The following is a 6,012-nucleotide window of genomic DNA, read 5'->3' on the forward strand; positions in this document are numbered from 1 at the left end:
GTAAATGATCAAAAAGTGTTTATTCCCGGTAGCAGGCTATGGAACGCGTTTTCTCCCGGCAACCAAGAGTATGCCCAAGGAGATGCTGCCGATCGTCAATAAGCCGTTGGTTCAATACGGTGTTGAAGAGGCGATTGAGGCAGGTATGACCACCTGTGCGTTTGTTACCGGCCGCGGCAAACGCTCCATCGCCGATCATTTCGATATCAGTTACGAATTGGAACACCAGATATCAGGGACCGGCAAAGAGGCCTACCTGGCCAGTATTCGTGGTGTCCTGGACCAGGGTATCTTTACTATGGTGCGCCAGCGGGAAATGAAGGGCCTGGGGCATGCCATTCTCACCGGACGCTCATTGGTGGGGAATGAGCCTTTCGGGGTTCTGCTTTCTGATGATCTTTGTCTCAACAGTGAGGGCGTCGGCGTCCTGGCGCAGATGGCCGAACTCTATAATCAGTTCCGCTGCTCTATCGTGGCGATTCAGGAAGTGCCCATGGAGGAGGTCCACAAATATGGTGTGATCTCAGGTGAGAGTCTCAAAGAGGGCATCTACCGGGTGGATGACATGGTAGAGAAGCCGGACCAGAAAGATGCGCCATCCAACCTTGCCATCATTGGTCGTTACATTCTCACTCCAGATATATTCGAGATTCTTGAACAAACCGCGCCCGGAGCAAATGGTGAGATCCAGCTGACTGACGCCCTGCAGACACAGGCGCGCCGCGGCTGCGTTATGGCATACAAATTCAAGGGTCGGCGCTTCGATTGCGGCAGTGTGCCCGGTTTCGTGGAGGCAACCAATCACGTCTACGAAAACTATTACACCAACTAAGGGGAACTGCGCGGTGAACGAAATCACATGTTTCAAGGCTTACGATGTCCGCGGCCGGGTTCCAGACCAGCTCAACGAAGATATCGCCCGAAGGATCGGGCGGGCCTACGCTGAAATCATCAAGCCTGAAAAAGTGGTCGTTGGGCACGATATTCGCCTCTCCAGTGAAGCGATCAAGGCGGCCGTGAGTGAGGGGCTGATGGAGCAGGGGGTGGATGTCTATGATATCGGGCTTAGCGGTACCGAAGAGATATACTTCGCCACCTCCCACGCTGCCATGGGTGGCGGTATTGCCGTAACCGCGAGTCACAATCCCAAAGACTATAACGGGATGAAATTCGTACGTGAGGACTCGCGCCCGATTTCCGCCGACACCGGTCTGCAGGAAATTCGAGCCCTGGCGGAAAAAAACGTATTCCAGCCGGCTGCGGTCAAGGGGCAGTTGCACAGTCTGGATACCGACGCGGCCTATGTGGAGCACCTCCTCTCCTACGTAGATGTCAGCACGCTGAAGCCATTGAAGGTGGTGGTGGATGCCGGTAATGGTGGCGCCGGTCGGGTGGTTGATTTACTGGAACCTCACCTCCCGTTCGAGTTTATAAAACTGCATCACGAACCGGACGGCAACTTCCCCAATGGCGTGCCCAATCCGCTTTTGCCGGAGAACCGGGCTGCCAGTATTGAGGCAGTGCGGCAGCATAATGCAGATATCGGTATCGCCTGGGATGGTGACTTTGACCGTTGCTTCTTCTTTGACGAGTCCGGTGAGTTTATTGAGGGCTACTACCTGGTTGGCCTGCTGGGCGAAGCTTTTTTGCAGCGTGAGCCTGGAGCAAAGATTGTTCACGACCCTCGCCTGACCTGGAACACGATTGAACAGGTGAAAGCTGCCGGCGGCGAACCTGTGCTGACCAAATGTGGCCATGCCTTCATTAAAGAGCGCATGCGCAGCGAAAATGCTGCCTACGGCGGTGAGATGAGTGCGCACCACTACTTCCGTGATTTCGCCTACTGCGACAGCGGTATGATCCCCTGGTTGTTGGTGGCCGGGCTGATATCATCCACTGGCAAACCGCTATCCACCATGGTGTCCGAGCGTATGGCCGCCTATCCCTGCTCCGGTGAGATCAATCGCAGTGTTGACGATGCCGCCGCTGTGCTGGCGAAGGCGGAAGCGACCTATGCAGACCAGGGTGAGGTAGACCACACCGACGGTGTCAGCGTTGACTGCGGTCAGTGGCGCTTTAACCTGCGCATGTCAAATACTGAACCGGTAGTGCGCCTTAACGTGGAGTCCAGAGGTGACAAGGACTTGATGGAGGCCAAGACGGCTGAGCTGCTGGCGTTGATTGAAGGCTGAGCTGACTTTTTGATTTTGCTGTGCTCGGGGCCAGCGGTCTGCCGCTCCTGAATCTCGTTATTCTATCGGGCTCGCCAGACTCTTCAGCGTTGTCGGTAATAGGCAAGGGCGGCGCTCACTGCGCGGCCCGCCACCGGGCAATAAGGCTCTCGGTCGCTGGGTCCATCACAGTCTCAGTTGCGTCACCCGACATCACGCCAAGAATCTGGCCACCAATCTCCTTACCCAGTTCTACGCCCCACTGGTCGAACGAATTGATACCCCACAGTACACCACTGCAGTAAGTGCGATGCTCATAGAGGGCCAGTAACGCCCCCAGTGCTGCTGGCGTTAGCGCTTGCAGCGTGATTACTGAATTTGGGCGGTTGCCAGGCATGACCAGATGCGGTGCGAGTTCACTCGCGCGGGCCTCGTCCATGCCGCGTGCCAGTAACGATATGCGGGCATCATTCTCGCTGCGCCCCACCATCATTGTGCGGCTCTGTGCCAGGCCGTTGGCCACCAGGCGGCGGTGTTGCTCTTTCATGCCGGTGTAGGTTGTCAGCGGGATAATGAAGTCTGCCGGGCACAGCTGCGTACCCTGGTGTAGCAGTTGGTGAAATGAGTGCTGGCCCATGGTGCCAGCCGAGCCCCAGAGGACGGGACCCGTGGAGTAAGCCAGCGATCGGCCATCCTGGCCTACGCGCTTGCCATTGCTTTCCATGGTCAATTGTTGCAAGAAGTCTGGCAGCCGTTGCAGGCTGTTGTCGTAGGGCAGCACCACATGATTGTCGATGCCGAGAAAATTCACATGCCAGACCTCAAGCAGGCTGAGTATCATCGGCATGTTCTGCGCAATCGGGGCTTGTGCGAAGTGCTGATCCATAGCTGCCGCACCGTCCAGGAAGGCCTGGAATTGCTCCCAGCCCACGGCTATAGCGCAGGACAGTCCGATCGCTGACCAGACGGAGTAGCGTCCGCCTACCCAGTCCCACATGGGCAGGCAATTGTCTGCAGAAATGCCGAAGTCATCAGCTGCTTTCAGGTTGCTGGTAATGGCCAGGAAGTGCTTGTCCAGGTCGGTATCCGCAGCGCCGGCAGTGCGCATCCACTCGCGGGCCAGCAGACTATTGGTGAGCGTTTCTTCAGTGCGAAAAGATTTGGAGCAGATAATGAACAGTGTCGTTTCCGGGTTGAGGTCCAGAAGCGTATCTTGCATGTCAGCCGGGTCCACGTTGGCAACATAGTGGCAGGCCACGTCGCCATGGAAGGGGCGCAGCGCATCGGTGACCAGACGAGGCCCGAGGTCGGAGCCTCCGATACCAATATTGACCACATCGGTGATGACCGCGCCGGAGAAGCCGCGGTGTTCGCCACTATTGAGCCTGTCGGCCCACGCGCGCATGCTGGCGCGGGCCGCCTTTACTTCCCCCAGTTTGTCTTCCAGACCGGGCCCTGCGTTTGCGCGCAACAGGGTATGCAGTGCCGGACGTTGCTCCGTATTGTTGACTTCTTCGCCGCTGATCAGCCGGGTAACGGCTGCGGGCAGCTCGGCCTCTGCCGCCAGTTGCAGCAGTGCCTGCAGGGCTTCGCGATCGAGCAATTGCTTGCTGTAGTCGAGGTGCAGTCCCGCCGCGCTTGTAGAAAACTCCCCGGTCCTGCTGGCGTCGGTGTTGAGCATGCGCTCCACAGAGGCATCACGCAGGGAAGCGGCGAGGGTATTCAGCCGTGTGTAGGCGGGAAATGCGGTCAAAACTGGAGAAGTGGGCATCGCCGAGTTCCTTGTGAGTCACTGTGGTGAGTTGATTCGACAAGCGGCGTCGATGGTTGCCCCCTGCGACGCGCTGGGATAGCAGCGCAAAAATCGAGTATAGGTAGAGCACCGGGCTCACGCAAACCCGCTGCAGCCGGGGCTAGTGGTCGCGGTGGATAGACAACGCCGTGATTTGCGCCAGGGCGTCTCTGGCCGGCCCGGCAGGGAGCCCTTCAAGTACCACCATGGCCTGGTCATGGTAATGCTGCGCGCGCTGGCGCGTGTAATCCAGTGCGCCGCAGCGCTGCACGGCAGCGAGCACGTCTGCGATGTCGTCAGCCGTCTTTTCAGTGATCGCGCGGGTAATGAGCGCCTGTTCCTCTTTATTGCCGTTTTGCAGGGTATAAATGAGGGGTAGCGTGGGCTTGCCCTCGTTAAGGTCATCCCCGACGTTTTTGCCCATTGCGGCAGGGTCGCCCTCGTAATCAAGAACATCGTCAATCATCTGGAAGGCAATGCCGAGGTTTAGACCGAAATCATGCATGTTCTGGCGCGTCCTTTCGTCTACCCCGCACAGGGTTGCGGCACCGTAGCATCCGGCGGCGAAAAGAATGGCTGTTTTACGGGTAATGACGTCCAGGTACTGCGCCTGGGTGGTTTTTGCGTCGCCTGCGCGGACCAGTTGCAGCACCTCGCCCTCGGCGATGGTATTGGTGGTATCTGCCATATGACGGAGGATATCCATGTCGCCCAGCTGCACCATCAGTTGGAAGGCGCGTGTATACAGGAAGTCACCGACCAGTACGGAGGGGGCGTTACCAAACTCTGCGTTGGCAGTGGGTCGACCACGGCGCAGGCTGGAAATGTCCACTACGTCGTCATGCAGCAGGGTGGCGGTATGGATGAACTCAATCACGGCGGCAAACTTGATTGCCTGGGCGTGACAGCTGTCCAGTGAGGCGGCAGTCAACAGCACCAGCAATGGGCGCAGCCTTTTCCCGCCTGCATCGACGATGTAATGACCAATGTTCTCTACCATATCCACATCCGAGTGGAGTTGGTCGATGATGAGCTCGTTGACCTGTTGAAACTCGGCGGCGACGGCGGATCGTATATCTTGCATAGGAAAAGTAACCAAAAAGTGCTCGCGCATGCTATGGCTCGTTCCGCCAGCCTGTCAAGCGGAGGGTGCAATGCACTGCTCAGTCACGTAGGGCGCGCAAGTTATTGTTTTTTGGAAAAATAAGGGCTTGCCGCAGAGTGGGTATTTGAGTAAAATCGCCGCCCTCTGACCGCCGCTACGTTCGTAGCCGGTGACAGGAAAAATTATTTGAACTGTTGGTGCCGTGCTCTGCCCCCTTGATTCTAAAGGGATTTTATTGAACGCGAGCAGGCTAACTGAACGGAGTGAGACATGTACGCAGTAATAGAAGCCGGTGGCAAGCAGCACCGAGTCGCTGAGGGCGAGACCCTCAAGCTGGAAAAAATCGAGGCCGCTACCGGCGAAACCATTGAATTTGACAGGGTGTTGATGGTCGGCGCTGGCGAAAGCGTCAAAATCGGTAAGCCCGTAGTGGACGGCTCAAAGGTAACGGCTGAAATCGTCGCCCACGGGCGCCACAAGAAAGTGAAGATTGTTAAGTTCAATCGCCGTAAGCACTACCGGAAGGAGACTGGCCATCGCCAGTGGTTCACCGAAGTGAAAATTACCGGTATCTCGGCGTAAAGGAGGGTTTGAAAGATGGCGCATAAGAAAGCTGGTGGTAGTACTCGTAACGGTCGCGATTCAGAAGCAAAACGCCTTGGCGTCAAGCGCTTCGGCGGCCAGGAAGTTCTCGCGGGCAATATCCTTGTCCGCCAGCGTGGCACCAAGTTCCACGCCGGTGACAATGTTGGCATTGGCAAGGATCACACGCTGTTCGCACTGACCAACGGTAAGGTGGAATTCGTAACCAGAGGCCCCAAGAGCCGCAAGTTCGTTCAGGTCGTGAGCGCCTGATCGCACTGTACCAAGAAGGACCCAAAAGCCTCGTCAATTGACGGGGCTTTTTTTAGGCTCTTCGCAGATTAGCGGGGTTGCTTAGTTGA

The 6,012-nt window shown here is 57.0% G+C and carries 6 protein-coding genes; 4 read left to right on the plus strand and 2 right to left on the minus strand.

Annotated elements, in window-relative coordinates; genetic code table 11:
* Positions 1-4 precede the first annotated feature (4 nt).
* On the plus strand, positions 5-832 hold the full coding sequence (galU, locus tag C0039_RS16785) for a UTP--glucose-1-phosphate uridylyltransferase GalU (protein ID WP_075998791.1): 828 nt from the start codon (positions 5-7) through the stop codon (positions 830-832).
* A gap of 13 nt (positions 833-845) precedes the next feature.
* Complete coding sequence (locus C0039_RS16790) at positions 846-2,192, plus strand: phosphohexomutase domain-containing protein (protein WP_075998790.1); 1,347 nt, start codon at positions 846-848, stop codon at positions 2,190-2,192.
* A gap of 115 nt (positions 2,193-2,307) precedes the next feature.
* Here the strand turns inward: C0039_RS16790 and pgi are convergent, their stop codons facing one another.
* Together pgi and C0039_RS16800 are read right to left on the minus strand one after the other, a co-directional pair.
* Positions 2,308-3,942, minus strand: coding sequence for a glucose-6-phosphate isomerase (pgi, locus tag C0039_RS16795; RefSeq protein ID WP_101518735.1), 1,635 nt, complete (start codon positions 3,940-3,942; stop codon positions 2,308-2,310).
* A 142-nt stretch (positions 3,943-4,084) separates the two neighbouring features.
* Positions 4,085-5,047, minus strand: a complete 963-nt coding sequence (locus C0039_RS16800) for a polyprenyl synthetase family protein (protein WP_101518736.1) — start codon at positions 5,045-5,047, stop codon at positions 4,085-4,087.
* A 291-nt stretch (positions 5,048-5,338) separates the two neighbouring features.
* Between C0039_RS16800 and rplU the strand changes: the two genes are divergently transcribed.
* A complete protein-coding gene (rplU, locus tag C0039_RS16805; RefSeq protein ID WP_075998788.1) occupies positions 5,339-5,650 on the plus strand; it encodes a 50S ribosomal protein L21 in 312 nt (103 codons plus the stop codon).
* Positions 5,651-5,665: 15 nt separating this feature from the next.
* On the plus strand, positions 5,666-5,923 hold the full coding sequence (gene rpmA / locus C0039_RS16810) for a 50S ribosomal protein L27 (protein WP_075998787.1): 258 nt from the start codon (positions 5,666-5,668) through the stop codon (positions 5,921-5,923).
* The last annotated feature ends 89 nt before the right edge of the window (positions 5,924-6,012 follow it).

The organism is Pseudohalioglobus lutimaris, assembly GCF_002866825.1.
In the GTDB taxonomy this organism is placed as follows: Bacteria; Pseudomonadota; Gammaproteobacteria; order Pseudomonadales; family Halieaceae; genus Halioglobus; species Halioglobus lutimaris.

Coding starts and splice junctions, on each gene's coding strand:
- pgi (WP_101518735.1), bottom strand. CDS start 3,942: ATGCCCACTTCTCCAGTTTTGACCGCATTTCCCGCCTACACACGGCTG.
- C0039_RS16800 (WP_101518736.1), bottom strand. CDS start 5,047: ATGCAAGATATACGATCCGCCGTCGCCGCCGAGTTTCAACAGGTCAAC.
- galU (WP_075998791.1), top strand. CDS start 5: ATGATCAAAAAGTGTTTATTCCCGGTAGCAGGCTATGGAACGCGTTTT.
- rpmA (WP_075998787.1), top strand. CDS start 5,666: ATGGCGCATAAGAAAGCTGGTGGTAGTACTCGTAACGGTCGCGATTCA.
- rplU (WP_075998788.1), top strand. CDS start 5,339: ATGTACGCAGTAATAGAAGCCGGTGGCAAGCAGCACCGAGTCGCTGAG.